Below are 25,686 nucleotides of genomic sequence, written 5' to 3'. Positions count from 1 at the left end.
TTCAATCAGCTAGAAGAAAAGCTGGAGAAAAAGCTTTTTTTCTTACGCTTATAATGATGATGTCCATACTTTGAGTGACTTCGACTGTCATAGTGACGTCCTTTTTTGTAGTCGCTGCTACTATAATGTCGAGGACGACGATGATAATCACTGCTGCTATAGCGATGGTGTTTTTTCGAACCTAATATTGAATTCAATAGTTTTTTTATCATAATAATTCCCTCTTTTCTTAACACTTATTACACTTTCTACGTACTAATAATATAAAGGTTTCAAAAACTTTATTCCCGGTTTAGTTGCTTTAAAACGAAAAGGAGAACTTTTATGATTTATTCACTTCCATTCAAGGTTAACAAGACCATGACAATTGAAACAACGAACAACTTGGCACACTTAAGCCAGCGCTCTTTAGCTATTCTATCTTCCTTTTCTAACAGTATTGAATTAAATGAAAAAGAGTCTAAGATTGTTCAAAGAATTAAAACAAAAGTTGGCTTACACAATAAAAACAACATTACGCGAACTCATGCTTATCTTAAATTTTATAAGAGTTATCCGGAAATAAAATGGGCGTTTTTAGCTCACCTCGTTTCTAGAAATGGCGGCTACTATATGACCGACTTGCAAACTACTTTCGCCAAAAAGCTTCTTTCTCCTGTCCAACAGCACGCTTTTTTTCTATTTTTAGAGCGTGCAAATGCTACAATCTTTCAAGATGCTTTTGCTCAACTGTTGTTATATGAAGAAAGTCAAAAAAATGAGCAAAACCTGTCTCACTTGCTTTCACCCTTAGGGGTATCCGCATTTATGCACCCCATTTGGACTGAGTTTATCAACGACCCTACTGAAAAAGAACATTTGCTATCCATGGCTTTAATTGTGAATGAGCAACACTATATTGAAAATAAGCTCATTCACGATAAAAAAACAAAAGAAGACGTACTGGACACATGGCAGTTTTATGCACAAAGCTTACTTGGTATGACCCAAGTATTAATTCCCTATGAATGTGATAAAGAATTAGCTTTAATTGGAGTGAACATTTCACAATTTTCTTCCCTTAAAAACCGAATTATTGCTGGAAAGCTACTTTATGCACTTCTGTTTTTTCATAATCATTTATATTCAGGTACTTATTCATTTGCGGATAGCGTAGAACATACAGGAGCGAGACACGACTATTCATCAAGCCTACACCCAAAATTTAATCATTTTAAGGCTCCTTCATCCACTGTTCCCCTAGATATGTGTTGGGGAAACCGCGTTCACACGTTTTCAGATCAATCTGATTGGTTTGTAGGGACATCACCCTATCACTACTTAACAACACTAAATATCCCCTCTATAATATAAAAACGACGAGTGGCCTCGTCGTTACATAAAGTACGGCTATTAAATTACTATTATCTCTCTTTATTCATCTTGCTCATCGATAATACATTTATCAATCAAATAATCAAATGTAATATCAGCCAACTCTCCTAGCTCTTCCTCAGCTGGAGCGTACCCCCGCTTTATTAGTTCATTGTAAAAGAACTCAGCGATTTCCTCTGTATCAATAACTACTTCGATTTCTTTCACAATATCACTCCTCACCCCGTCTCAGCGGGCAAGCGTAGCTTCATGAGCTCGCAAAATAGCAAAGCAAAGGACTAGCAAATATCTAATCTTACTAGTTCAAACTTTACTTTATATACTTTTATGAGCAAAAGTACAAGAGTATGTCTAAAATTTTTAATGCTATACGTCTCTTTCTATGTATAGCTTACACTTTCTAACATACGCTTATAACAACTGACATGGCATTACGCTTTATCTTGCTCTGATTTGGAGATCTTGTGTAAATGTTTCAGTACTAAGTTCATTACTTCTACATACTCATCATCTTGAAACATCTCGTGTAAAGTCCTGTAATCGTTATAAACATCTAACAAACCATTTATGATTTCGTGCTTTTCTTTTGTTAATTTCATCTCTTCTTTTCCATGTCCATTTTGTTTTTTCATCGTCGGTAGCAACTCCGTCTTTTTAATTTCTTTTCCTAAATACAACATATCGATATTTTGTACATAGTTTTCTGTTTCCTCATGAGGAGTCACGAGAATAAGCTCTTCTTCACTTGCTTCAAGCCATTCTCCGTCAGTAACACGGGATAATTCATATACAATATCTTCCCATGCATCTTCTTTATATCGCCATATTTCTGTACGAATGCCAATGATTTTAAACAATTCTTTTCCATAATTAAACACTTGAACAATGTCACCAAAGAAATACTTATATTCTAACTCAACGCGTTCTTGTACTAAGATCTGTCCATCATAATCTTCTAGTAACTCAATTGTATCTTCTAAAAACAGACCTTCACTATGGTTAATCTCATATACAAAGAGTCCATCCATCACTTTTATATCTGTAATGGTGCCAACGGTCCCATATATCGTTACAACGATTGTATCCCCAATGCGGTATTTAGGCTTTTTCTTGCCTGCCATCGTCGCACCTCCCTGTTAAACTAACACCTACTGAAAAGTTACAATAGTATATGCAAAAATAGTAAAAGGGGAAGTGTAACATCACCTCAATCAAGCCTGAAATGCGCTGATTTTCACAAAAAACAAAGGACCTCTATACGCTGAGTATAGAGGTCCTTTGTTTTTTGACACCTTACTGATTCATTTCATATAGCTCCCATGCCTCATCAAAAACAGACATGCTCATCGTGTAATCACCATTTAATTCGAGATAAGAGCTGATCTCATTATAATCATCTGCCATTTTAGGAAAGCTATGGTCTTCATACACAAAGCGTGCTAGCTGTCCTATTACATCATTTTTTGGATTTAACCTGAATTTCATCATGTAGTGATAAAATGACTTCATACGCTGTTCCCCCTGTATTTTATGCAGCATTTGCTCAAGTTTTATTTGGTATAAGACTACCATGTAAATAGTCTCTTGTGAATGACGTCGAATCCTGACTTGGACACACAAAAAACATTACATTATGATTACAGATTTGTGTTCTAGTTGCATTGTATAGTAAAGAAAACAAGTTGTCATATCAAGCATTTGGTTTTTAACTTTAATTGAATGTGACAAAAACGATGCACAACTGTAACAAAAATGCTGTTTCGACAGGTTTTATAGTGAAAATATAAATTGCAAATTTTTCATTTTCATGATTTAATTTGCTACTGAAAGCACAATAAAAAATTGCTGATACACGTTTAAATCAGCAAAGAATAAGGAAAGATGAATAATATGAGTACACGAAATGCTTATTTTGATAACGCTAAATTTGTATTAATTTTTTTAGTTGTATTTGGACATATGATTTCACCTTATCGTACAGATAGCGAGGGCATGTTGTCCATTTATCACTTTATCTTTATTTTCCATATGCCAGTATTTATCTTACTAGCTGGTTATTTCTCTAAAAATTTTCATAAAAAAGGATATTATAAAAAAATCTTTACCAAAGTTGCTATTCCTTACTTAGCATTTCAAACCATCTACACCTTTTACTATAGTGCGCTTTATACGAACGAAACGTACACGTTACAGTATTTAGTACCACGTTGGGCAATGTGGTTCTTGCTTAGCTTAATCTTTTGGAAATTAATGCTGCCATTTTTCGCAAAGTTTCCAATGTGGATTAGCATGACCGCTTCTATTTTACTAGGTGTTGGAATTGGTTTTGTCAACATTGATGGATTTGAAAAAATCCTAAGTATCAGTCGTATGTTTGTATTCTTCCCTTTCTTTTTGATGGGTTATTATCTATCACAGAGAGAAGAACCATTTAAAAATCTTTTAACAGCCAAAAATCGGGTGATTGCTTCAACTATTCTAGTTGTAACACTGGCAGCAAGTTATTACTTTTTAAATGACACCGTTTATACGGACATGCTTTATGGCACAAACACATACAATAGCGTAAGCGAATTTCTAATGCGTTTGTCTCACTATGCCATTGCGTTTATTGTATCTTTTGCATTTATGGCCTTAATCCCAACACGTTCTTTTGCTTTAACAAGCATCGGACAGCGTTCGCTTTATGTCTACCTTTTACATGGATTTGTTTTAAAGTGGTTTTTCACTACTGAATTTGCTAAAAGCTTAGATGCTAGCTTTTGGAGCATAATGGTTTTAACAGCTATGTCTATTTTAGTAACGCTTTTATTAGGTAGTCGCATTGTTGATTGGGTTATTACTGGTACGAAACTATTTATTCAGTTCATTACGCCAAAGAAAGCCATAGAAAAATTCTCATTAGCAATTAAACGAACGTTCCCATAAACAAAAATCTCATCTCTTACTAAGGGATGAGATTTTTGTTTATGGGGCTCAAATAGTTTCTAATTTCATTTTACTGAATTTTATGGTAACGTTTCACTATAAGAGAAAGAAGGAGTGTATACACATGGAACTTGGTTATTATGATGGACAATTTCGAGATATCAACGAGAGAGTAATTCCTATTGATGAGCGCGGGCATCAATTTGGCGATGGCGTATATGAATTTATTCGCGTATACAAAGGAACACCTTTAGCACTATCTCAGCATTTAGATCGTCTTGAGCGAAGCGCAAAAGCGTTATTAATTGAGCTTCCATTTAGCAGAGTGGAATTAGAAAAATTAATCGAGGAAGGACTACAAAAGTCCACATTGGCAGAAGCCGATATTTACATGCAGGTCACGCGTGGAATTTCTCCTCGAAATCATTTATTTCCAGATACCAAAGCAGAGTTATCTATGACGATTAGACATCCACGCCAAATGCCTGATGAGGCTTATGAAAAAGGGATTTCCACCTTACTTTTAGAAGATGAGCGTTGGGCAAACTGTTACATTAAATCATTAAACTTACTTCCAAATATTCTAGCAAAACAAGCAGCTGCCTCTAAAGGATGCAAAGAAGCCATTCTTGTAAAGGACGGATACATAACAGAAGGTTCTAGCAGCAATGTGTTCGTCATAAAAGATCAAACCCTATATACCACTCCAGCCACTAAGCAAATTTTATGCGGTATTACACGTACCAATATTCTTTCTTGCGCAAAACAAGAAGGCATTCAAGTGCGAGAACAGCATATGACAATTGATTTTATTAAGCAAGCTGATGAAGCCTTTGTCACGAGCACATCCATTGGTATCTTACCAATTGCACGCATCGATGAGCAAGACTTGTCAACAACACGTCCTATTATTGATAAATTAACTAATGCATACCAAACATTTCGAGAGCAGCAAGTACACGTACAAAGTTAATATAAGAACAAAAAGCCCTTATTTTTTCGGGACTGACCCCGTAAAGTGAGACAAATAAAAAACACCTTTAAGTTGAAAACTGGGTATGTAGTACCTAACCATCACTTGGAGGTGTTTTTTCTATGGGAACAAGAGTTAGTTATCCAGTCGAACTAAAGTTAAAGGCAATTGAAATGAGATTAGCCGGTGTACCTGTAAAAGAAGTCTTATCACAACTAAACATTCGAAATCCTACCCAATTAAAAACGTGGATGAAGTGGTATCAAACTGGGGATGTACACCGGTTGGAACAGCCAGTAGGCAAGCAATATGCCTATGGAAAAGGTCCTGATTTTGAAAGCGAGACAGCGAAGTTAGAGGCTGAGAACCGACAGTTAAAGCAACAAATCGAGATTTTAAAAAAGTACAAGGAATTGGAAAGGAAGTGGTACCAGAAATCGCAGTGAACCTAGTGGAAGAGTTAAAAGAACAAATCCCTATTTATCAAATCTGTTTCCATCTTGGTATTCCCCGATCCACTTACTACCGTTGGAAGCAGCATAGTCAACAGGATACACGAAAGAAATGGATGGAACAGCAAGTGGGTGAACAATGTCGTGCACACAAGTTTCGATATGGCTATCGAAAAATCACAGCTGTACTCAAGCGAACCATGAAGATTAACCACAAGTTTGTGCAGCGTACCATGCAGAAATACGGTTGGCAATGTCGTGTTAAACGGAAGAAACGGCAGCGAACAGGGCAACCTTATCAGGTTGCAGAGAATGTATTAAATCGTGACTTTCAAGCTGAACGCCCTCTTCAAAAGCTCGTGACCGATATTACGTACTTGCCTTTTGGGCCGAAACCATTGTATCTTTCAAGTATTCAAGATTTATTTAACGGAGAGATTATTGCGTATTCCATAGGTGATTGTCAAAATGTCGCGTTTGTTTTAGACACGCTTAACCAACTCCCTTCTCTACCGGAAGGGTGTACGTTGCATAGTGATCAAGGCTCTGTGTACACATCGTATGCTTATCAACAAACAATTAAAGAGAAAGGCATTATCATGAGTATGTCCCGAAAAGGGACGCCCGCAGATAATGCCTCAATTGAATCGTTTCATTCCTCACTAAAGTCTGAAACGTTCTACCTTGACGAGTTGACATACACTACGACTACCATCGTAGAGCAAACCGTCAAAAGCTATATTACGTATTATAACCATGCCCGTATTCAAACAAAATTAAACAACCAGTCTCCTGTACAATACAGAAAACTGGTTGTTTAAAAGGTGTTTTGATTCCTGTCTCAAAAACAGGGGTCAGTCCCTTTCAAATAAGGGCTTTTTCTTAGAACTTGAAATAGTTACGTTTTAATAGACGCGGTGTTGCCAGTAGTTCTTTATAAGAAATAACCTTTTGAAGCAGCTTTGTATCTACAAGCAGCAGCTGTGTTTCAATCTCTTCTATCACTTCTTCTTCTTGATAATGCATTCCACAGGCAGAACATTTAATACAAGGTACATCCGTGATTTCAATTCCTCTTGTTCCATCTGGAAGTTCCCAAAAAGCGGTATGGACGCTTTTTTCCCCAGCGCTTTCGCCGCACCATGCGCATTCTACCATCATTGTATTTGCCTCCTCAAGATGAAGTGGAACCCTTTTCTTTTTGTGCTTGAGCTTGAAACTTTTTCTCCTTTAACTCATCTCTTTTTTCACGTTTATCCTTTAGAGTTGCATGTGCTGTATCTGCTTCATAAGATTTCCGTCTAGTTACTCTTCCTAACCCCTCCGGGATAAGCGTTGAGTTTGTTTCATTCATTAACCCTGCTATTCCAATAGAAGATTCCTTTTGCTTTGCATCCGGATAAATTGAATAGAAGTAGTCATCCGCTCTGTTAGGAATATAGTTTTCTGGTTCTGGATAAGTGGTAATTACCCCTTCAAAGTTTCGAAGTACAACCTTACCAGCACTTTGACTAATTAAATAGTTTGGTTGAATGGCAATCTTACCGCCACCACCAGGTGCGTCCACTACAAAAGTAGGTACAGCATAGCCTGACGTATGCCCTCTTAGTCCTTCAATAATTTCAAGCCCTTTGGATACAGGTGCTCTAAAGTGACCAATTCCTTCTGATAAATCACATTGATAAATATAGTAAGGTCTGACACGAATTTTCACTAAATCATGCATTAGCTTTTTCATAATTGGTACGCTATCATTAATACCAGATAAGATAACTGCTTGATTTCCCACAGGCACACCAGCATCCACCAGCATTTCACATGCTTTTTTCGTTTCTTCTGTGATTTCAATTGATGTATTAAAATGAGTATTTAGCCAGACTGGATGATACTTTTTTAAAATGGCACATAAGTTTTCTGTGATTCGTTGCGGAAAAACAACCGGTGCTCTTGTGCCAATACGAATGATTTCAACATGGGGAATAGCGCGTAAGTTTTTTAAGATATATTCTAAAATTTGATCATTAATTAGCAACCCATCGCCACCGGATATTAGAACGTCTCGTACTTCTTTTGTTTGAGCAATATATTCAATTGCCATATCTAGTTGTTTTTTAGGAACACCCATTCCAATTTGTCCTGAGAATCGTCTCCGGGTACAATAACGACAGTACATCGAGCATTGATTGGTGACAAGAAATAAAACTCGGTCAGGGTAGCGATGTGTAAGCCCAGGTACAGGTGAATCTTCATCTTCCTCTAAAGGATCTTCTAAATCATATCTCGTTTTATGCATTTCTTGACCAATTGGTACAGACTGCATGCGAATTGGACAACGCGGATCATCTGGATTCATTAACCAAGCATAATAAGGTGTAATATTTAATGGAATCGTTTTGGTTGCAATTCGAACCCCCTCTTCTTCTTCGGGTGTTAAATGAATGACCTTTTTTAAATCATCAAGCGTTCGAATTGTATGGGTTAATTGCCAAATCCAATCATTCCATTTCTCTTCTGGTACATCTTTCCAAAGGTCGATGTCTTTCCAATGACGCGATGGCTTATATAAGTCATGTAACACAAAAACGCCTCCCTTAATTAAAATTTAGACTGTGCTACTACTTTATATATGTGGATGCCTAGTAAATGGTTATATTTTATCTAACTTTCCTACTCTAAAGCCCATTTTTTAATGTTGATAAATCCTTTGACCATATATTCATATTTTCTAGCGTCTTAGAAATGAAGCAATTGTTAATAAGTCTCCCACTATAGGAATAGCCAAGCTGGTGGAAAGCGGCATTCATACCTAATGAAAGCGCTCTCGCTATGGTGTATACACAATAAACATATTCCTTTTTCAATTCTCTCTCAATTTCAACCATTAAATGCTTCATTAAACCAAGTGAGCGGTGAGATGGCAGAGTAGCACAATCTGTTAATTCTGCATTGTGATACACCTTATTAATTTCTGCGGAAGCTGCGCTTACAATTTCTCCTTCATATTCAATAATAAAGAAAAGTGTTCCATCTTCAAGTATGTTTTGAACGTAAATCAAATCATGTAAGGGAGAAGGGTAAATGGTAAATACTGTTTTATATAATGTTACGAGTTGTTTGGCATCACTCTTTACAGCTTTCCTTAACTTGTAAGGTAGCACCAATGTTTCCTGGCACTTTAGCGGTAATAACTGAACTTTTTCAAGAAGATTATTTTCTTTCACATAATAATTATGCACTTGCCTCTCTTGGCTTTCATAAAAGGTCATTAAGTAAGCAGTGCTTCCATTAAAATAAGAGGGAATGGTTGCTTCCAAACGATATCCATATTTCAACCAGCTTTCAACCTGTTCGTAGCGAGACTTTATTATTGCTTTTTCTAACTGATGCTTATTCATCTCTCTCTTTATATAGTGACTTATGCTAGAAATATTTCCTCGATAATCCTCAATTCGAAGCCTTTTATTAAAGGAGTCGTGTATACAGAGCGCGCTGAATTCCGGTCTATTAACTTCAAGCAAACCGTTTCCCTCCTTCATCATTCAGCAATTCCGCACCAATCAATAATGGTAAGAGCAATGATTTCAGTAGCTTTTATAACAGATTCAATAGAAATGTATTCGTTTGGAAAGTGAGCAACTTCCGTAACTCCTGGACCAAACACCACCGTTGGAATCTTACCAACCTGAGATAAAATTCCTCCATCAGTCCCCCAAGGTGATGCTTCAATACTAGGAGGGTGACTCATTGCTTGCTCATAGCTTTGAGAGAGAGATGAAATAAGAGGGTGTTGTATATCTAGTTCATTTGGTAGCCATTGTGCCCCAAACCATTCTACATTCACAGGTTGAATATTAAACCAAGAATCTTGCACGCTAATTTTTTTCAACCATTCTTCTACTTCTTCCTTCACATCTTTCATCTTTTCATGAGGTGCAACTCCAATCCTTCCTTCAATTATGACTTCATCTGCAACTGAAGACGGCCAAGATCCACCTTTTATAGTACCTATGTTAATTGGCACAGGAATGGGAGTATTTTTGTACAGCGGATCCACAATGCGGGCATTGCGATTTTTCTCTAGCTGCTGCAGATGTTCAATAAGAAGCATTGCTTTCTCGATTGCACTCACTCCTTCATACCTTGTACCTCCGTGAGCAGATCGACCATGTATGGTTAAACGAAACCACATAGAACCTTGCTGTTTGGAGAATATCTTCATGCTCGTAGGTTCAGGGATAATGGCTCCGTCCGCTTTGTAGCCTCTTAACACACATGCAAGCGTACCTGCTCCTCCACTTTCTTCTTCAATTACACTTTGAAAGATAACGTCACCTTTTAATGAAATTCCGATTTCTTGTAACGCTTGAATAGCAAAAAGAAGAGCTACGTTTCCTCCTTTCATATCCGTACTCCCTCTGCCATATACATTTCCATCTCTTACAATTCCACTAAATGGGTCATCTTTCCAATGTGTTAAATCTCCTGGTGGTACCACATCAATGTGACCATTTAATAGAATAGATTTGCCTCCCCCCCTTCCTTTTAAAACACCTACAACATTAGGGCTATCTTGAAAGCTGGTTCGAGTCGAGGCAAATGCTTCATTTTTACGCAGCTCTTTAAAATCTGGTTCCCATATATCAATGACTAACTGAAGCTGCCTTAACTTTTCAATCACGATTGCCTGCACATATTTTTCATTTCCCTGTACACTTGCTTCTTGCACAAAACGTTGTAAGAGCCGAACTATTTCATGTTTATATTCAATTAACCACCCCTGAATTTTCTCTTGCCAATTCGTCATCTACAAACCTCCTTAGGGAATCATTTTAATGCTATCGCTAAGCTCTACTGTTGCATCAGTTGCTTGCAGCACCTCTTCGACGGTATAAGGAGACATTACTTCTATTAAAATCAAGCGATTATTTTCTACTTTTAAGACGGCTTGATCTGTAATAATTAAATCCACGCAGCGCTTAGCGGTAAGTGGCAACGAACATGATTTTACAAGCTTAGGTTCTCCATTTTTATTAGTGTGGTTCATCAATACAACCACCTTCTTAACTTTTTGGGCTAATTCCATCGCTCCTCCCATACCTGGTACTCGCTTGCCAGGTACAATCCAGTTTGCCAAGTCCCCTTGTTCACTGACTTCTAGCGCACCTAATATGGTCATATCAACATATCCTTTTCGAATCATCCCAAAAGCAATAGCGCTATCACAATATGAAGATCCTGCAAGCGTAGTAATGGGATAACCTGCTGCATTGCAGGCATTTTCATCTTCCTGCCCTTTAACTGGGGAGGGACCGATTCCAACAATTCCATTTTCAGCATGAAACATTACCGCTATCGTCGAAGGAATATAGTTAGGAATAAGTGATGGAATTCCAATACCTAGATTCACAATCATTCCATTTTCAATTTCCTGAGCAGCGCGCTTAGCAATTCGCTGTCGACTATCTATTCCCAAACCCATTTCCAATCCACCCCTTTTGACTGAACAATATAGTTTACAAAAACACCTGGAGTCATAACTGAATCAGGATCAAGTTCACCTAACGGGACAATTTCTTCCACTTCAGCAATCGTTACTTTACCAGCCATAGCTACAAGCGGGTTCGTATTACGAGCGCTTTTATCATACAGCAAATTCCCAAATTCATCTGCTTTCTTAGCGTAAACAATTGATACATCTGCTTCCAACGGCGTCTCCACTAAAAACGTTTTGTCTGATAGAGTAATCATTTGCTTTCCCACACAAATTACGTCGGTTTCAATACCCACATCAATCAATATGCCGCCGATGCCTACTCCGGCTGCTCGAATTCTCTCAACAAGCGTTCCTTGAGGAGAAAATTCTACTTCTAGTGTTCCATCTGTCATTTGTTTACCAGCAACCGGGTTGGAACCAATATGCGAAGCAATGAGCTTTTTAATTCGCTGTTCACATACAAGCTTCCCTACACCAATGTTTGGAAAACCTGCGTCATTACAAATAAGCGTTAGCTCGTTAACATCACTTTTTAACATTTCTTCGATTATAGTAGGAGCTGTACCCACTCCTCCAAATCCACCAAACATAATCGTCATACCACTTTGAACATAGTTCATGATATCTTTACTTTTAACCATTTTATGAAACTTATTTTGAAGATTATTCATTTTTCTCTTCCTCTCCCCCCAGTTCTTTTTCAATCTCAATCATCGTCACAGTTAGTAATTCCACCAGCTCATCAATTTCGTGTGACGTAATAGTATATGGAGGTGATATGATAATCCCATCCCCTTCTATCCCATCTTCTCCAGCTTGAGAGGGGTATAGCAGAAGACCTTTATCTTGAGCTTTTTGAATAATCCTAGACGTCAATTCAATCGATGAAGCAAATGAAGCTTTAGAATTTAAATTTTGAACAAGTTCTATACCTAGCAGTAATCCCTTTCCTCTAATATCTCCTATAATATTTACATGCTGTTGCAAACTCTTAAGCTTTGCATACAAATATGCGCCTTTGCTTTCAACTGCTTCTATTAAAGAGTGATCCTGGATGTAATCGAGTACAGCTAAAGCAACTGCTGAAGAGAGCGGATTTGCGCTTAGTGTATGTCCACTCATAATTAGATTAGATCCATTCAGTACGGGTGCTAGTACGTCCTTGGTAGCAACGGCGGCTGCAATTGGAGTGTATCCAGCACTTAAACCTTTACCAAGAGTCAAAAGATCGGGCTTAGCTTTCCAATGTTCATACGCAAACACCTTTCCTGTACGTCCCATTCCCGTCATTACCTCATCTACAATCCATAAAACATCGTATTTATCGCAAATCTCTCGGATTCGCTCGTAATATCCATCCGGTGGTGTAATCGCCGCTCCAGCCGCTCCAATAATAGGTTCCGTAATAAAAGCTGCAATTTGCTCACTTCCCGTACGCTTAATTACTCGTTCAAGTTCGTTTGCACATGCTAAGTTACAAGATGGGTACGTTTTTTCAAATGGACACCTATAACAATAAGGTGGCGAAACGGAAGGGTACTCCTCTAGTAAAGGCACAAACCTTTTCCTTCTACCTGCATGCCCTGACATAGACAAAGCACCAATTGTAATGCCGTGATAACTCATCCACCTTGATAATACTTTTATTTTTTGAGGCTTTCCTTTTTCCTGCCAGTGTTGAATAGCCATCTTCATTGCGGTTTCTGTTGCTTCGGTTCCACTATTAACAAAAAAAACAAATTGGAAATGATGATTGCTCAGCTCACAAAGCCGTGCTGCTAATCTTTCAGCAGGTTCACTTGTAAACTGAGAGCGATACACAAACGCAACTTTTTTTGCTTGGTCATTCATTTTATCAATAATCTCTTGAACACCATGTCCAACGTTTGCCGTCACCGCACCAGATGATGCATCTAAATATTTTTTGCCTTGTACATCATACAGATAAACTCCCATTCCGTGAGAAATCGTAGGATACCAAGCATCTAACAGTGGTTTGATTAAGTTCGATAAAGACTTATCAGTCATCGCGATTCCTCCTTATCACAAGACCTCTATTAAAGTCTATGCCCTATGAACACTGTTTTTGCTAAGTAAAAAGGATTGTTTTTACTGGAATAGAAAAAGGCTCACTCCTTACGCTTTTAACGTAAAGAGTGAGCCTTATTATCGTATCAAAAACCCTTTGTTTGTAATTTCCCAGTCATCCCCTACTGGTTAATGTTTTAAATTAAGCTCCCGCTTTTTCAGCTCTTCTTGCTTCAGATTCAGCAACAATCACTGCACATGCAGCATCCCCTGTAATGTTAACCGATGTACGAATCATATCAAGCAAGCGGTCAATACCGATAATTAATGCAATACCTTCTACTGGTAAGCCAACTGCTGAAAGTACCATCGCTAACATGATAAGTCCAACACCTGGAACTCCAGCTGTTCCAATACTTGCAAGAACGGCTGTTACCACAACTGTAATTAGTGCACTGAATGATAAGTCAACTCCGTAAACCTGAGCAATGAAAACAGTTGCTACCCCTTGCATAATTGCTGTTCCATCCATATTAATTGTCGCACCTAACGGCTGAACAAAACTACTGATGGACTCAGGTACACGAAGATTTTTCTGAGCTACGTTCATTGCAATTGGCAACGTGGCATTACTACTTGACGTACTAAAACCAACCGTCATAGCTGGTGAGAATCCTTTAAAGAATTCGATTGGATTACGTTTTGCTAAGAGCGCTACAGAGCCACCGTACGTTAAGATAGCGTGAACAAATAGCGCGAGCACAACTACTGACATGTAAAGCCCCATTGCTTTAATTGCTCCCCACCCTTGGCTACCAACCGCCGTTGCGATTAAACCAAACGTACCATATGGAGCAAACTTCATTACTAAGTTTACAAGGTACATCATAAGCTCGTTACCCTGATCAATAATGTTGTAAAGTCCTTTCGCTTTGTTACCTAGCATCGTAATTCCGAACCCAATAAAGATTGAGAATACGATGATTTGAAGCATGTTTCCTTCAGTCATTGCTAGAACTGGATTCGTCGGAATCATGTTTAGCAACGTTTCACCTACAGGAGGTGCTTCTTGTGCTTCAAAAGATGCGTTTTCTGTGTCAAATGTTCCAACTGTACCAGGTTTAATAATAAATGCTAGTATAATAGCGATTGTAATAGCAATTGTTGTCGTAATTAAAAAGTAACCAATTGTTTTACCACCGATGCGGCCAAGTTTCTTCGGATCTCCCAAACCTGCAACGCCAAGTACAATTGAGAAAAATACAATTGGCACAACAAGCATTTTAATAAGGCTTAAAAAGATTTGTCCAAGCGGCGTAAATAAATATTTATCTAGCGTTGTAAACGTCCCTGGTGAAAACGTATTTAATAAGACCCCTACAACAGCACCAATAATTAGTGCAATGATAATCTTTGTTGATAGTTTCATTGATGAACCCCCTCATATAAACAAATTATATTATTAATTTAATAACTACCAAGAATAAAAGATTGAATATTCCAAAAAGAATAATCACTTTAAATTTATATTATTTTTGAAATTTTCAGAATAGAACGAGCTCCAGCTGCTTTTTTTAAAATTATCGAAAAAAGTGTACAAAAAAAACCATGAGAGCCCTCTCTGGTTTTCAAACCTTCCATGTACTCTCCCACAAAATGCTGACGAGGTTAGCTGTCGGATTCGGGTATGTGAGTTACCCTACTTAACTATCAAGTTAAGATTCACCCCTAGTGCTTGTCCGCACAAATTTGGGTCCCCCGCTTTCTTTCAAATCTGAAATTAAGCAACTGTTATTTTGATGTAATAGTTTTGCACTGCAATAACTTACTTCTTTATTAAAATTCATTTCCTATCACTTTGTCAAGATAATATACAAAAAAAATTCAAAACGCTGTCGATTTTTTTATTTATATGTCATATTTCCTCACACTTAATGTGCGTTTTATATTCATTTTATGTTCGCTATAAGCCAAAGTTTTCTTTTCCAAACAACATTTCAACTTAAAATAGCACCTCATACCAATAACAACTAACAAATTGTATAGTCATACTAAACAAAATACCAAAAAGCCATTTTATAACATTTAAAATAGTATAATTAATATTCATATTTATTTATTTTTATTCATTAATTGTAAGCATTATCATTTTTATTTTCATATTTTATACTGATTTACTGTATATCCTTAAACCTCTCCCTCTAAATTTCACCAACAGTGAGTTTAGCTAGTTTAAACTTTATTTTTTCGCAACCCCCTCAAAAATTACATTTTTTTCTAAAAACTATTTCAATCTCCCTACTCTTTTTGATAAACTATAAAGAACAATATATTGATTTTTATATCATAGAGGAGAGCTCTAACCATGTTTACCGTCTTAATTGTAGAGGATGATCAAAAAATTGCTTCTTTATTAAAAGAGCAGCTTGAAAAATATAATTTACACGTACATATCGTTACATCATTTACGGATGTACTTGATGATTTTCAAAAGCACCAGCCTAACCTTGTCTTATTGGACGTGAATTTACCAAAATATGATGGATTTTACTGGTGCAGACAAATTCGCACTCTCTCCACTTGCCCTATTATTTTCATCTCAGCACGTGATGGAAAAATGGACCAAGTAATGGCATTAGAAAGTGGAGCCGATGATTATTTAACCAAACCTTTTGACTACGACGTAGCTATTGCCAAGGTAAACAGCCAACTACGACGCGCATATGGCTCTTATGCACCTACGAATCAAGAACGAATTATAGAGCATGCTGGTTTAACTTTATATCCTGAAAGGCTACTATTACGCTACAAAAGCAAAGAAATTGAACTTAGCCAAACAGAAAGCAAGCTCATTGAAACATTATTAGTTAAAGCAGAAAGAGTTGTGAGCAGAGATCGATTGCTTGAGAAAATTTGGGACGACCAGCTCTTTGTTGATGACAATACTTTAAATGTCTATATGACGCGTACGCGTAAAAAACTAGCGGATGTTGGTATTGAAAAGGCAATTGAAACGATTAGAGGTACAGGCTATATACTGCGAATTCAAGAGGCGAATAAATCATGAAGCTGTTTTTTAAAGAACATCTTCCACTTACATTTTTTTATCTTATGCAATTGGGTTTAGTATGCACAATTTTTGCTTTAGATGGCTTTCGAGATGTTTTTACTATTCTTTACGCTATTTTGATCAGCACAGTTATCTATATCACTTACCTCTGTTATCGCTATTACACAAACAAAACATTTTATAAGCACCTTTCAAGTCCATTACATAAGTTAGAAGACAGCGTATTATCTAAGGAAGACTCTCCGCTTTCAGAAGCGTTAAAAGAACTTTTCGAGAGTCAATTTCGAAGCTTTCATAATGAAATGTATCACTATCAAAATAAACTTAATCAACATATGACATTTATGAATCAGTGGGTTCATCAAATGAAAACCCCTGTATCCGTTATTCATCTGATGATTCAAAACGAAGACGAACCTATCTTTCTGAGCATTCAAGATGAAATGGATCGAATTCAAAAAGGGTTAGAGACTGTACTGTATACGTCGAGACTGAATGACTTCAATCATGATTTCCAAGCAGAGAGTGTTTCCCTACATAACGTTATAACAAGGCTTATTTCAAGTTACAAACGTTTTTTTATTCGCAATAAGGTATTTCCAACAGTTGATATTTCACCTCAACTCATCGTAGCTTCTGACGAAAAGTGGATTAACTTTGCTTGTTCACAGCTTATCACTAATGCCGTCCGCTATTCTGCTGGAATTAATCAAAACATCACTATTTCAGCATTTGAAAGAGGAAGACAGGTCATATTAGAAGTAAAAGATCAAGGAATAGGTATTCCATCACAAGATCTAAAACGTGTGTTTGACCCCTATTTCACCGGCGAAAACGGCCGAAAATATCAAGAATCCACGGGGATGGGACTCTATCTCGTAAAAGAAATTTGCAAACAGCTCCACCACCAGGTAGAGCTTGAATCAAAAGTGGGGCAAGGGACTACCATACGCTTAATTTTCCAACAAAATATTGCTCGTAACTAAGAAGGCTAATGTATAAATTAGCCTTCTCTTGCTTTCTTACAGAAGTGTAAGATTTCTGTAAGCTTACCACATAGCACACTCGGTTAATTTTCAATAAGATAAGAGTATAGATAAAAACAAATATTTACAAAGGAGTTTGACTATGCCTATTTTACAAGTCAATAACTTAACAAAAGTATATGAAGGAAACGTTTCTTACAAGGCGTTAGAAGGCGTTAATTTTTCAATTGAAAAAGGAGAATTTGTTGGCATTATGGGACCATCTGGAAGCGGAAAAACAACTCTGCTAAATATGGTTTCTACCATTGATTCACCTACAGCTGGAGAAGTACTTATTAATAACCGCAACCCTCATCAACTTAAGAAAAAAGAGATTGCACTTTTTAGAAGACGTGAGCTTGGGTTTGTCTTCCAGTACTTTAATTTATTAGATACATTAACTGTTGAAGAAAATATTATCTTGCCACTCGCTTTAGATAAAGTAAAAAGTTCAGAAATGGCTAAGCGAGTAGCTTCTATTACTAGCAAACTTGGCATTGAACATATTTTAAAGAAACGTACGTACGAAATTTCAGGAGGGCAAATGCAACGAGCAGCCATCGCTCGAGCGATTATTCACCATCCACAGCTGATTTTAGCTGATGAACCAACAGGGAACTTAGACTCCAAAGCATCTAAAGATGTGATGGAAACTCTGCAACATTTAAATGAACAAGAAAATGCAACGATGATGATGGTTACTCATGATGCGCACGCAGCTAGTTATTGTAATCGTGTAATTTTCATTAAAGACGGACAACTTTATAACGAAATTTATTGCGGGAATAACCGCCAAGCTTTTTATCAACAAATTATTGATATGCTATCAGTTTTAGGAGGAGACGCACATGAGCTTTCGACAACTCGCATTTAAAAATGTTATGCGTAATATGCGTACGTACGCAGCTTACTTTTTAAGCAGCGCCTTTTCTGTAGCCGTCTTTTTTCTCTATGCAATGTTTATTTTTCACCCTGGAGTCACAGAAGGTGTAACAAAAGAAATGGCAAAAAAGGGCATGACTGCGGCTGAATATATTATCTATATATTTTCGTTTTTCTTCGTTCTGTATTCTGTCAGCGCATTTTTAAAGTCTCGCAAGCGTGAATTTGGGATTTTTATTATGCACGGAATGTCTAAACGTCAGCTAAACACCATGATTTTCTTAGAAAATATGATTATTGGTTTTTCAGCCATCATTACAGGAATCCTTGTTGGAATGCTCCTTGGCAAGCTCTACTTAATGATTGGGTCTTACGTTATTGGCATGGAGAAGCCTCTTGCGTTTCTAGTCCCTTGGCAAGCACTCGCATTAACAACAGCTGCATTTACCGTTTTATTTCTGGTTATTTCATTTTTCACAAGCTTTTTTGTACGCACAAACAAATTGTTAGATTTGTTTCAATCCACATCAAAACCAAAGCCTGAACCTAAAACTTCTATTGTTTTATCGTTACTGGCTGCTGGGTTATTAATTGGAGGCTATTACTTAGCTTGGACGGCTAACATCTATAACATCGCCTTTCGATTTTTTATCGTTATCCTGATGACCATTATTGGAACCTACTTTTTCTATACGCAGCTAAGTGTTTTCCTATTAAAAATGATTAAGAAAAATAAGCGCTTTTACTGGAATCATACGCGTCTTATTACCATTTCAGATTTAGCTTATAGAATGAAAGATAACGCTCGTATGTTTTTCATGGTAACAATCGTGTCAACTGTTGCTTTTTGTGCAATTGGAACCTTATCGGCGATGGGTGGTTCTAAAAAGCTATTTGATGAACGTGCTCAAATCCCAGTTGTCTATCAATCATCGGACCAAAACCCGAACCAAGCAGCACAAGTACAAGCTATTCGAGATAATTTTCATAAAACGGACTTATCATATAATGAAATCAAAGTAACCTTAATCGAACAGACAGAAACCGAAACAAATAAAAAAGTTGAGCTTATCTCTTTATCAGATTATAATGCGATGGCCATTGCCGCTGGTGAAAAACCGCTTCAATTAAAAGAAAATGAAGGTCATTATGTCAGCACAGTCACTTATAATACGTTCTCAGATGAAAAGATGAAGCCCATTATTTTAAGTGAAAGCAATCTAACATTTAACGTAACAAAAATTATTGATGCACCTTACTTTTCTTCTGGAATGGTCGGCTATGATTTGTACGTCATTCCAAATAAACTTTATAAACAAATTCAAAAACCTACGTCAACAACTCACTACTACGGGTTTGCAACCAAAGATTGGGTTGAAACAAAAGACATTGGCTTGAGTTTATATAGTAGAGAAGACGGCATTTATACCGGGAGTTATACGAGTGATCCAGCTTTTTCTTTCTCATCAGCTGGATATGATTACAATATGATGATGGAAATGTATCGCACTGCTCTTTTTGTCGCTCTTTTAGTTGGGTGTGTTTTCTTTATTGCAGCAGGAAGCTTTTTATACTTCCGTTTGTATACAGATCTTGACTATGATAAGCGCCAGTATCAAACGATTGCAAAAGTTGGTTTAACTAAGGCTGAGCTCCATAAGATTATTACGCCACAGCTTGTTTTATTATTTTTTGTTCCCATTCTTGTAGCGTTTGTACACAGTGTATTTGCATTTAAAGCTCTACAAGGCTTATTTGAATTCTCAGTTGTTAAGGAAACTGCAGTTGTTCTGCTTGGATTCGGAGCTATTCAGGTAGTGTATTTCTTATTGATTCGCTCCCGTTATCTAAAACATATTAAAAAAGCTATTATGTAAACAAAAAAAGCGGACCTATGCGTCCGCTTTTTCTTATACCATTGCTGGTTGTTCTTTTGTTTTTCCGTCTTTTAACTTTTCTACGATATCTCGTGCCACCCATACGCCACAAGCACTTGCTTGAGCTAATCCTCGTGTAATTCCAGCACCATCTCCTCCAACGTATAAACCTGAAACCTCTGTCTCAAAGCGGTCGGTTAACTTTGGACGCGCAGAGTAAAACTTTGCTTCTACACCATAGAAAAGCGTATGTTCAGAAGCTAAACCTGGCGTTACATGATCCAGTGCTTCGGTCATTTCAATTAAACTCTTCATTGTATTGTAAGGGAGAACAAGTCCAAGATCTCCAGGGACTGCTTCTTTTAACGTTGGTTCTAAGAACCCTTCTTTAATACGAGTTGGTGTTGAACGGCGGCCTTTTAAAATATCACCGTACTTCTGTACGACTAAGCCTCCATTTGATAGCATGTTTGCTAGCCTTGATACTTCGTGTGCATATTCGTTTGGTTGATCAAATGGATCTGAAAATTTATGAGATACAAGCAGTGCAAAGTTCGTATTCTTACTACCTAGCTTTGGATCTTTGTACGCATGACCATTTGCTAACATAATGCCTGAATGATTTTCAACAACTACATGCCCTGAAGGATTACTACAGAACGTTCTTACCTGCGTACCAACTGATGTATTATAAATAAATTTACCTTCATATAAGTGCTTATTAATCTCTTCCATTACAATATCCGAAGTCTCAACACGGACTCCAATATCGACTTGGTTGTTAATCATTTTTAATCGGCGTTTTTTTAATAAATCAGTCATCCATTTTGAACCATCTCGTCCTGGAGATACAACGACTTTATCAGCAGTTAGTACTTCTCCATTTTTAAGTTCAATCCCACGAACAATATGCTTTCCATCAACTTTCTCTGTAACAAAATCAGCAACTTCCGTTTTATACTGCATGTCGATGCGTTCTTTTAAATATTCATAAATACTCTTCAAAATTTCTAAGTTTTGTTCTGTCCCTAAGTGACGAACTTGTGCACGCAATAACTTTAAGCCTGCTGCGTAGCCACGTTTTTCAATTTCACGTACTTTGTCAGTTAATGGGTCCGTAATCGAATCTGTTGCCCCATGTTTTAAGTTAATTTCATCTACATATTTAATTAAATCGACAACCTGTGATTCAGGAAGATAATCTGTCATCCATCCTCCAAATTCACTTGTGATATTAAATTTCCCATCTGAATATGCGCCTGCTCCACCAAATCCATTGGTAATTGAACAAGCGGGTAAACAGCCTGCAAAATCTTTTTTGTTATTTGCCGGCGGACATTTTTCTATCTTTTTTTGAAGAATCGGACAATTTCTTCGGTAAATATCGTGTCCTTTATCAATTAACAATACTTTTGCTTCAGGTAGTTTTAGCGTTAATTCATAACAAGTAAAAATTCCAGCTGGGCCTGCTCCTACAACAATTACATCATAATTTTGATTCATCGATACATTCCCCCGTTAACCTTTTTCATTTCAATCAACCGTTTTTATTTATTATTCGGTTATCTTCTAGCCATTTGATACTATATCAAACAAAAACGCTTACGTCAACAATAAACACGAACGTTATAAAAAAATAAAATTATAATATTCGCTTTTCACGTATACACAAAAAAGCCAGCGAATAAATAGTACCACTACTATACATTCACTGGCTCTTTTACATGCGGAATCGCAATTTCAACTTTTGTGCCTACCCCTATTTGACTTGTAAATGAAATATGCCCCTGATGCTGTTCAATAATTTGATAGCTGACCATCAGACCTAAGCCTGTTCCCGTTTGCTTCGTAGAATAGAACGGCTCACCTAAACGAGCTAGTGATTGTTCGTCTATTCCACAACCCTGATCTTCAATTGTTACTACGCCATATCCGTTTCTTTTTTCTGTTCTAACCGTTACTACACCTTTATCCATTGATTCCAATGAATTTTGAATAAGGTTTATGAATACTTGCTTTAATGCATTCTCCTCACAGAGAATTTCAATGTCTCCTTCGAGAAAACTTTTAATTTCACTATTTTTATAATTTGCATGAGTAGTAAGCAGTAACGTTACATGATTTAAAATTTGGTGAAGGCTTTTCTTCTTAAAAGGGTGCTCGCTTTTTGGCTTTGCCAGCGTTAAAAACTCTTGAATAATTGATTCAACGCGATTCAGTTCTTCTAGCATAATATCATGGTAGGATTTATTATACTGCTGAGATGCATTTAATAATTGTACAAACCCTTTAACTGCAGTCAATGGGTTTCTTATTTCATGGGCTACGCCAGCTGCTAACTTGCTCACCATCATGAGTTTTTCAGACTTACTTGCCATTTCATCATACTTCTTTCGATCAGTTACATCACGAATAATATACTGAATGGCATCTTCGCCTTTAAATTTAATTTTTGTTGCAGAGGATTCAATACTAACTACTCCGCGCTTAGTTAATAGCTTCACTTCAGCCCGAGGACGAATAGACATTCCTTTCATGAGCTGATTCATTCGTTTTTTTACGATTTCTAGATGTTCTGGATGAATGAAGTGAAGCCAATATCGTCCTAGATAGTCTGCTTTTTTAGTTCCACCAAGCATACGCACACCAGCTGGGTTTATGTATTGAATCTTGCCTTCTTGGGTGACAATAAAAGCATCTTGACTCTGCTTTACAAACTGTTTGTACTGCTTCATTTTCCGGATAACTTCCTCTTGCTTTTCAAAACTAGAAGAAAATTCCTTCCACTGTACAACAAGAAGATGAGGTTGCTCTTTCATTCTCTGAATATGAATATGTATAGGCACTTGTTGGTTTATTTGCTTGTTCAGTACAACCACTTCTTCTTCACAATTATGAAGAGGAGCAATATCAGCTTTTTTAATTAAAAATTGGCTAACGTGCTGAAAGACATTGGAAGAAAGAAGTTGCTCTTTTTCTTTCTTAAATAGATGTGCACAAGCATCATTTAAAGCTTGAACTTCTCCATTAAGATCCATGATAAGCATGGGTGTTAACGACATTGAAAATAGCTGTTCATATAGCCTTTCTTGATCCATATGTTCACCTTCAGTTATTAGGATAGTAATTATAGTATAATATGGAAAAATAACATTTGGCAAAATATTTTTATTTTTCCGAACAAAAATATTTTCCCAACCTTCGCATAAATGGAGCTCTTTCCACCCCGAAGTTTGAAAAGAGCTCTTTAGATAAACTAGCAGATGTAACTGCACCCAATGATAACTAATAAAATAAACAGCACAAGAATTAATGCAAATGAATTTCCTGATCCACAGTGGTGGTGGTGATACCCTCCAACCGGATAGTGACATTGATCATAGCAATCATAATTATACATAGCAATCTCTCCTCATTCGTGATATTCGTTTAGCACATTGTTACTTTATGTTGTGAAAAAGCGATGTGTATGTGCGAATGCCCATTTTTATTCTCCTTTTTTTATTGTCAAATTCTTCATTCCAAGGAGTATAAAACAAAGAATCGTTATCATTACAAGAACTGCACAGTACTTCTTGATAAGTGTAAGTAGAAAGCCTACATATGGAATATGGTAAGAGTATGATCCCACTACCCTTTCACCTGGCAAGACGGTATTGGCTTCTATCACTACCAATGAGCTTTGTCGAGCAACTAGTACAACTCCTTCGGTATCCATATCTTGTGATGGCTGAAAAACGACTACTGACCCGCTTGGAACTCCCGGTCCATCTTCTTGCTGTAACGTTACAGTAAATCCAAACAAAGCCGGTAATAAACTCGCAACAATAAGAGTAAAAAAAACGGCATAACACACAAGTACATACCGAAAGACGGTGAACCACATGCTTTCTTTCATAATGCAGTCACCCCTTTTAGTAATTTAATAACTAAAATGAGAAGACAATGAAATACAGTAATAGAAGAATGAGTCCAAATCCAGTGAGCATGATTTTGAGCATCTTCTCATAAAACAGCTTCATCCTCTTCACCTCTTTTACTTATAACCATTGCGGATTAACGGCTATGATTCATTCTATTCAAGAAAAAGCAAGATGAAAGTTGGTCAATTGTTTTACAGCATAATTTATGAGTTTTAGCATATGTTTGGTTACGTATAGATTTCTTTTTCTACTCCGTATAACAGAGGAGCTGAACGCATGGCTAATTATTCATTTGACCAATACATTAAAAAAGCAATGAAATATGATTTCTTATCAAACTACTACAAATATAGCGACCCTTCCCGTCATATTGCTTATTACGAAAAGCATTTATACTATGTGCAACAAGCAATCTTAGCAGGGGACCATACACAAGGACCACGAGTAGCTAAACCAATGGCCAGAATTTTCCACGCTTCTCCTGATGCACCTTCCGTTGATATTTACTTGAATGGAAGACGTGTCATTCGTAATCTTACTTACAAGCAAGAAACCGACTATTTGCCTTTAGGAGACCCAGGTCGCTATACAATTTCTGTTTATCCTGCTGGCCAAACAGAAAAACCGTTACTTACAAAGTCGTTTACGTTTGAAGGGAACCAAAAATATACGGTTGCAGCCGTAAATAATTTAAACGAGCTAGAATTGCTTTTTATTTATGATGATAGTAAAGTTCCCAGTGGAGAAACAAAGGTGAGGTTTATTCACCTGTCTCCTAATGCACCAGCAGTTGACATTGCTGCCAGAGGGGGAGACGTTGTCTTTTCCGACGTTACGTTTAAGGAAATCACTAACTATCTAGGATTATCTCCAATGTTTGTACAGCTTGATGTACGAATAGCAGGAACCGATGATGTTGTTCTATCTATTCCACCTCTCAGCCTGCGTCCAAACCGAGCTTATACTGTCTATGCAGTAGGTTATGCACAAGGAAAACCTGCATTAGAAGCCTTAATTTCACAAGATCGCTAACGCCAAAAAAGCTCTCAGTAACAAATTATTACTGAGAGCTTTTTGGCTATTCTTTCTTTGAAATTAATTTGACTTGTATATCATCATTTTCTAAGTCAAACTTTTCAACCTTCACATTAAAATCTGTTTGAAGCTCCATCTCTTGAAGAGCTACATATACCGATTCACTCTTCGGATCGATGGTCACCCATTCAGGAAGATTAAAATTATTATTAACGTAGCGAAGTACTGTTTTTACCGGAAGTTGAATTTTTCCAATTGATAGCGTTTCTTGTTCAAGAACAATATCTCCATTCTCTTGCACTTCCGGAGTAAAGGTCATTCGAATATCAATATCATCTCCAAAAACCTCAATGGTTCCATCTAGCTGCACGACATCCGTTAACGTGATGTCGTAATTAAGAGGCTGATTATTAAGCTCTCTTTTTAGATACTTATCAATAAGTATATTTAAATCTTCTTTTTTAGCTAAAATTGTTAGTTCAGCGTCCCCTTCTACGTCTCCAGACTTCAGCGGTGTTACTTCATCGACCGGTTGAAAGATAAGGCCAATGATTACAACCGCTAAGAGAAGGTTAACGCTTAGCAATCCAATAAATAACCATTTCCACTTCTTCATTTCATAAGC

Annotated in this window: 26 protein-coding genes and 1 riboswitch; of the genes, 9 read left to right on the top strand and 17 right to left on the bottom strand. The window is 37.0% G+C overall.

Annotated elements, in window-relative coordinates:
* Positions 1-5: 5 nt before the first annotated feature.
* Positions 6-212, bottom strand: coding sequence for a hypothetical protein (locus V2145_RS04895; RefSeq protein ID WP_094912003.1), 207 nt, complete (start codon positions 210-212; stop codon positions 6-8).
* A 112-nt stretch (positions 213-324) separates the two neighbouring features.
* Here V2145_RS04895 and V2145_RS04890 point away from each other — a divergent pair, with 112 nt between their 5' ends.
* Positions 325-1,353, top strand: a complete 1,029-nt coding sequence (locus V2145_RS04890) for a DUF2515 family protein (protein ID WP_330987372.1) — start codon at positions 325-327, stop codon at positions 1,351-1,353.
* 60 nt (positions 1,354-1,413) lie between these two features.
* On the opposite strand, the gene V2145_RS04885 is transcribed toward V2145_RS04890, so the two are convergent.
* The 3 genes from V2145_RS04885 to V2145_RS04875 form a co-directional block, all read right to left on the bottom strand.
* A complete protein-coding gene (locus V2145_RS04885) occupies positions 1,414-1,581 on the bottom strand; it encodes a YozD family protein (RefSeq protein ID WP_094912001.1) in 168 nt (55 codons plus the stop codon).
* A gap of 224 nt (positions 1,582-1,805) precedes the next feature.
* A complete protein-coding gene (locus tag V2145_RS04880) occupies positions 1,806-2,495 on the bottom strand; it encodes a hypothetical protein (RefSeq protein WP_094912000.1) in 690 nt (229 codons plus the stop codon).
* Positions 2,496-2,667: 172 nt separating this feature from the next.
* On the bottom strand, positions 2,668-2,883 hold the full coding sequence (locus tag V2145_RS04875; protein WP_094912204.1) for a YozE family protein: 216 nt from the start codon (positions 2,881-2,883) through the stop codon (positions 2,668-2,670).
* A gap of 381 nt (positions 2,884-3,264) precedes the next feature.
* Between V2145_RS04875 and V2145_RS04870 the strand changes: the two genes are divergently transcribed.
* The 3 genes from V2145_RS04870 (at position 3,265) to V2145_RS04860 (ending at position 6,548) form a co-directional block, all read left to right on the top strand.
* On the top strand, positions 3,265-4,302 hold the full coding sequence (locus V2145_RS04870; protein WP_094911999.1) for an acyltransferase family protein: 1,038 nt from the start codon (positions 3,265-3,267) through the stop codon (positions 4,300-4,302).
* A gap of 124 nt (positions 4,303-4,426) precedes the next feature.
* Positions 4,427-5,275, top strand: coding sequence for a D-amino-acid transaminase (dat, locus tag V2145_RS04865; protein WP_131888108.1), 849 nt, complete (start codon positions 4,427-4,429; stop codon positions 5,273-5,275).
* 122 nt (positions 5,276-5,397) lie between these two features.
* A protein-coding gene (locus tag V2145_RS04860) for an IS3 family transposase (protein ID WP_330987294.1) occupies positions 5,398-6,548 on the top strand; the annotation gives its coding sequence in 2 pieces (ribosomal slippage) (positions 5,398-5,671 and positions 5,671-6,548; 1,152 coding nt in all).
* Between the two features lie 61 nt (positions 6,549-6,609).
* Here V2145_RS04860 and V2145_RS04855 read toward each other — a convergent pair.
* The 8 genes from V2145_RS04855 to V2145_RS04820 all read right to left on the bottom strand — a co-directional run bounded on the left by V2145_RS04855 (position 6,610) and on the right by V2145_RS04820 (position 14,678).
* A complete protein-coding gene (locus V2145_RS04855) occupies positions 6,610-6,885 on the bottom strand; it encodes a YokU family protein (RefSeq protein ID WP_397428338.1) in 276 nt (91 codons plus the stop codon).
* Positions 6,886-6,901: 16 nt separating this feature from the next.
* Positions 6,902-8,305: a lysine 2,3-aminomutase gene (gene ablA / locus V2145_RS04850; RefSeq protein ID WP_094913195.1), complete on the bottom strand. Its 1,404-nt coding sequence runs from the start codon at positions 8,303-8,305 to the stop codon at positions 6,902-6,904.
* Between the two features lie 94 nt (positions 8,306-8,399).
* A complete protein-coding gene (gene ablB, locus V2145_RS04845) occupies positions 8,400-9,245 on the bottom strand; it encodes a putative beta-lysine N-acetyltransferase (protein ID WP_179289301.1) in 846 nt (281 codons plus the stop codon).
* A 17-nt stretch (positions 9,246-9,262) separates the two neighbouring features.
* Positions 9,263-10,531 (bottom strand): peptidase, encoded by a 1,269-nt coding sequence (locus tag V2145_RS04840; protein ID WP_094913197.1) that lies wholly within the window; start codon positions 10,529-10,531, stop codon positions 9,263-9,265.
* 12 nt (positions 10,532-10,543) lie between these two features.
* Positions 10,544-11,206, bottom strand: coding sequence for a 3-oxoacid CoA-transferase subunit B (locus V2145_RS04835; RefSeq protein ID WP_094913198.1), 663 nt, complete (start codon positions 11,204-11,206; stop codon positions 10,544-10,546).
* A complete protein-coding gene (locus tag V2145_RS04830; protein ID WP_094913199.1) occupies positions 11,191-11,892 on the bottom strand; it encodes a CoA transferase subunit A in 702 nt (233 codons plus the stop codon). The genes V2145_RS04835 and V2145_RS04830 overlap by 16 nt, the downstream gene beginning before the upstream one ends.
* On the bottom strand, positions 11,885-13,249 hold the full coding sequence (locus V2145_RS04825; protein WP_094913200.1) for an aspartate aminotransferase family protein: 1,365 nt from the start codon (positions 13,247-13,249) through the stop codon (positions 11,885-11,887). Before V2145_RS04825 ends, V2145_RS04830 begins: the two co-directional genes overlap by 8 nt.
* 202 nt (positions 13,250-13,451) lie before the next feature.
* On the bottom strand, positions 13,452-14,678 hold the full coding sequence (locus V2145_RS04820) for a dicarboxylate/amino acid:cation symporter (protein ID WP_094913201.1): 1,227 nt from the start codon (positions 14,676-14,678) through the stop codon (positions 13,452-13,454).
* Positions 14,679-14,890: 212 nt separating this feature from the next.
* Positions 14,891-15,046, bottom strand: a riboswitch (cyclic di-AMP (ydaO/yuaA leader).
* A 568-nt stretch (positions 15,047-15,614) separates the two neighbouring features.
* Here V2145_RS04820 and V2145_RS04815 point away from each other — a divergent pair.
* The 4 genes from V2145_RS04815 (at position 15,615) to V2145_RS04800 (ending at position 20,103) form a co-directional block, all read left to right on the top strand.
* Positions 15,615-16,316, top strand: coding sequence for a response regulator transcription factor (locus V2145_RS04815; protein WP_094913202.1), 702 nt, complete (start codon positions 15,615-15,617; stop codon positions 16,314-16,316).
* Complete coding sequence (locus tag V2145_RS04810; RefSeq protein ID WP_311857121.1) at positions 16,313-17,305, top strand: sensor histidine kinase; 993 nt, start codon at positions 16,313-16,315, stop codon at positions 17,303-17,305. Before V2145_RS04815 ends, V2145_RS04810 begins: the two co-directional genes overlap by 4 nt.
* A gap of 142 nt (positions 17,306-17,447) precedes the next feature.
* The gene (locus V2145_RS04805; protein WP_094913203.1) at positions 17,448-18,218 is read left to right on the top strand and encodes an ABC transporter ATP-binding protein; all 771 of its coding nucleotides are present in this window, start codon (positions 17,448-17,450) and stop codon (positions 18,216-18,218) included.
* A complete protein-coding gene (locus V2145_RS04800) occupies positions 18,193-20,103 on the top strand; it encodes an ABC transporter permease (RefSeq protein ID WP_330987371.1) in 1,911 nt (636 codons plus the stop codon). The genes V2145_RS04805 and V2145_RS04800 overlap by 26 nt, the downstream gene beginning before the upstream one ends.
* 33 nt (positions 20,104-20,136) lie before the next feature.
* Here V2145_RS04800 and V2145_RS04795 read toward each other — a convergent pair whose 3' ends face one another.
* The 4 genes from V2145_RS04795 to V2145_RS04780 all read right to left on the bottom strand — a co-directional run bounded on the left by V2145_RS04795 (position 20,137) and on the right by V2145_RS04780 (position 24,001).
* Positions 20,137-21,606 (bottom strand): NAD(P)/FAD-dependent oxidoreductase, encoded by a 1,470-nt coding sequence (locus V2145_RS04795; protein ID WP_094913205.1) that lies wholly within the window; start codon positions 21,604-21,606, stop codon positions 20,137-20,139.
* A gap of 197 nt (positions 21,607-21,803) precedes the next feature.
* Positions 21,804-23,201 (bottom strand): ATP-binding protein, encoded by a 1,398-nt coding sequence (locus V2145_RS04790; protein ID WP_094913206.1) that lies wholly within the window; start codon positions 23,199-23,201, stop codon positions 21,804-21,806.
* A gap of 158 nt (positions 23,202-23,359) precedes the next feature.
* Positions 23,360-23,503, bottom strand: coding sequence for a YjcZ family sporulation protein (locus V2145_RS04785; protein WP_094913207.1), 144 nt, complete (start codon positions 23,501-23,503; stop codon positions 23,360-23,362).
* Between the two features lie 87 nt (positions 23,504-23,590).
* On the bottom strand, positions 23,591-24,001 hold the full coding sequence (locus V2145_RS04780) for a hypothetical protein (RefSeq protein WP_311857114.1): 411 nt from the start codon (positions 23,999-24,001) through the stop codon (positions 23,591-23,593).
* A 301-nt stretch (positions 24,002-24,302) separates the two neighbouring features.
* Between V2145_RS04780 and V2145_RS04775 the strand changes: the two genes are divergently transcribed.
* Positions 24,303-25,058 carry a DUF4397 domain-containing protein gene (locus V2145_RS04775; protein WP_311857112.1) on the top strand — a complete coding sequence of 252 codons (756 nt, stop codon included), beginning with the start codon at positions 24,303-24,305 and terminating at the stop codon, positions 25,056-25,058.
* A 46-nt stretch (positions 25,059-25,104) separates the two neighbouring features.
* Here V2145_RS04775 and V2145_RS04770 read toward each other — a convergent pair whose 3' ends face one another.
* Entirely contained in the window at positions 25,105-25,677 is a 573-nt protein-coding gene (locus V2145_RS04770; RefSeq protein ID WP_094913210.1) for a YpmS family protein, read from the bottom strand.
* Between the last annotated feature and the right edge of the window lie 9 nt (positions 25,678-25,686).

Origin of the sequence: Priestia sp. GS2, assembly GCF_036409025.1 — a bacterium.
GTDB lineage: Bacteria > Bacillota > Bacilli > Bacillales > Bacillaceae_H > Priestia > Priestia aryabhattai_A.
Note: the sequence above shows the minus strand (reverse complement) of the source record. Positions and strands in the feature narration are given on the sequence as shown.

Bases quoted from the DNA above. Each gene is read 5' to 3' on its own strand.
- V2145_RS04895 (WP_094912003.1), bottom strand. From the start codon at position 212: ATGATAAAAAAACTATTGAATTCAATATTAGGTTCGAAAAAACACCAT.
- V2145_RS04890 (WP_330987372.1), top strand. From the start codon at position 325: ATGATTTATTCACTTCCATTCAAGGTTAACAAGACCATGACAATTGAA.
- V2145_RS04880 (WP_094912000.1), bottom strand. From the start codon at position 2,495: ATGGCAGGCAAGAAAAAGCCTAAATACCGCATTGGGGATACAATCGTT.
- V2145_RS04875 (WP_094912204.1), bottom strand. From the start codon at position 2,883: ATGAAGTCATTTTATCACTACATGATGAAATTCAGGTTAAATCCAAAA.
- V2145_RS04870 (WP_094911999.1), top strand. From the start codon at position 3,265: ATGAGTACACGAAATGCTTATTTTGATAACGCTAAATTTGTATTAATT.
- dat (WP_131888108.1), top strand. From the start codon at position 4,427: ATGGAACTTGGTTATTATGATGGACAATTTCGAGATATCAACGAGAGA.
- V2145_RS04855 (WP_397428338.1), bottom strand. From the start codon at position 6,885: ATGGTAGAATGCGCATGGTGCGGCGAAAGCGCTGGGGAAAAAAGCGTC.
- V2145_RS04840 (WP_094913197.1), bottom strand. From the start codon at position 10,531: ATGACGAATTGGCAAGAGAAAATTCAGGGGTGGTTAATTGAATATAAA.
- V2145_RS04835 (WP_094913198.1), bottom strand. From the start codon at position 11,206: ATGGGTTTGGGAATAGATAGTCGACAGCGAATTGCTAAGCGCGCTGCT.
- V2145_RS04830 (WP_094913199.1), bottom strand. From the start codon at position 11,892: ATGAATAATCTTCAAAATAAGTTTCATAAAATGGTTAAAAGTAAAGAT.
- V2145_RS04825 (WP_094913200.1), bottom strand. From the start codon at position 13,249: ATGACTGATAAGTCTTTATCGAACTTAATCAAACCACTGTTAGATGCT.
- V2145_RS04820 (WP_094913201.1), bottom strand. From the start codon at position 14,678: ATGAAACTATCAACAAAGATTATCATTGCACTAATTATTGGTGCTGTT.
- V2145_RS04815 (WP_094913202.1), top strand. From the start codon at position 15,615: ATGTTTACCGTCTTAATTGTAGAGGATGATCAAAAAATTGCTTCTTTA.
- V2145_RS04810 (WP_311857121.1), top strand. From the start codon at position 16,313: ATGAAGCTGTTTTTTAAAGAACATCTTCCACTTACATTTTTTTATCTT.
- V2145_RS04805 (WP_094913203.1), top strand. From the start codon at position 17,448: ATGCCTATTTTACAAGTCAATAACTTAACAAAAGTATATGAAGGAAAC.
- V2145_RS04800 (WP_330987371.1), top strand. From the start codon at position 18,193: ATGAGCTTTCGACAACTCGCATTTAAAAATGTTATGCGTAATATGCGT.
- V2145_RS04795 (WP_094913205.1), bottom strand. From the start codon at position 21,606: ATGAATCAAAATTATGATGTAATTGTTGTAGGAGCAGGCCCAGCTGGA.
- V2145_RS04790 (WP_094913206.1), bottom strand. From the start codon at position 23,201: ATGGATCAAGAAAGGCTATATGAACAGCTATTTTCAATGTCGTTAACA.
- V2145_RS04785 (WP_094913207.1), bottom strand. From the start codon at position 23,503: ATGTATAATTATGATTGCTATGATCAATGTCACTATCCGGTTGGAGGG.
- V2145_RS04780 (WP_311857114.1), bottom strand. From the start codon at position 24,001: ATGAAAGAAAGCATGTGGTTCACCGTCTTTCGGTATGTACTTGTGTGT.
- V2145_RS04775 (WP_311857112.1), top strand. From the start codon at position 24,303: ATGGCTAATTATTCATTTGACCAATACATTAAAAAAGCAATGAAATAT.
- V2145_RS04770 (WP_094913210.1), bottom strand. From the start codon at position 25,677: ATGAAGAAGTGGAAATGGTTATTTATTGGATTGCTAAGCGTTAACCTT.